This window comes from Acidisphaera sp. L21, assembly GCF_009765685.1.
Classification (GTDB): domain Bacteria; phylum Pseudomonadota; class Alphaproteobacteria; order Acetobacterales; family Acetobacteraceae; genus LMUY01.
Map to the genome: position 1 here is coordinate 7,427 of NZ_LMUY01000129.1, position 1,203 is coordinate 8,629.

General features: G+C 68.5%; 1 protein-coding gene. It reads left to right on the plus strand.

Annotation, left to right across the window (positions count from 1 at the left end; all coding sequences use genetic code 11):
- The coding region (locus GSQ76_RS31410; RefSeq protein WP_216851271.1) for a hypothetical protein at positions 1–1,203 on the plus strand (1,203 nt) is incomplete at both ends.

Consider the following 1,203-nt stretch of genomic DNA (forward strand, 5'->3'; position numbering starts at 1 on the left):
GGTGGGTGGCGGCAGTGGGATTACTGGCGCCTCACCGATCACAGCGGCAACGCTGGTGCTGGGCACGCCGACGGGCGGCCCGGTAACCATTGCAGGCGCCTTTAACTTGTCCGGCGCACCCGTGCTGGATCTGGAGAGCGCGGGTGCCATCAGCGAGACCGGCGCGGGCGCTATCGCCGTGACCACGCTCGGCGGTAGCGGTGCCAGTGCCACACTGAACGGCGCCAACTTGATCGGCACGTTGGCGGGGTTCACCACCACCGCCGGGTTCGCGCTGACCAACGGACAAAGCTTGACGGTGGCGGGCCCATTGGCTGCCGGCAGCACCGCGTTGAACGTCACGGGTGACCTAGCGCTCACAGGCACACTCTCGGCGCCATCGGTCGCGCTGACGGCGACGGGTGCGGTGACGCAGACCGCTGGCTCAATCACCACGGCATTGCTGACGGGCAGCGCGGCCAGCCTATCGTTGACCAGTGCGACCAATGCCATCGGTAGCGTTGGGCCTTACACGGCAACCACGTCGTTCACCCTGGTCGACGGGCAAAGCCTGATTGTCGCGGGTGCGATCGATCCGCCAGATGTCACGATGAACGTGGCCGGCGATCTGACGCTGAAAAGCAGCGTCACCGGCGCCACCGTCACGCTGATCGCCACCGGTGCGATCACCGAAACCGCGGCGGGAAGCCTGGTCGCCACGACGCTGACGGGCAGTGCCAACTCGGCCACGCTGCCGCAGGCTTCGATCACCACGCTGGCCGACTTCACCACGACGACGGGCTTCTCGCTGACCAACGCCGGGGCGCTGTCGGTGACCGGCACCGTGACGGACGGCGCCTCGATCGCGCTGCAGAGCAGCTTCGGGATGACGCTGTCGGGCACGATCAGGGCGCCGAGCGTGACGCTGGTGGCGGGCACGGACCCGTCCGTCGGGGGCGGCATTTCGCAGACCGCCGGGTCGGTGACGGCGGCCACGCTCTCGGGGAGTTCCGGCGGCGTCGCCACGCTGACCAGCGCGGGCAACGCCATCGCCACCTTGGGAAGCTTCACCAGCAAGGGTGGCTTCGCGCTCACCGATGACACAACGCTGTCGGTTACCGGCCCGGTGACCGACACTGCCTCGATCGGTCTGACGGTTACAGGCGGTCTGTCGCTGGCCGGCACGCTGACCGCGCCGACACTGACGACCACCGTGAGTGGCGC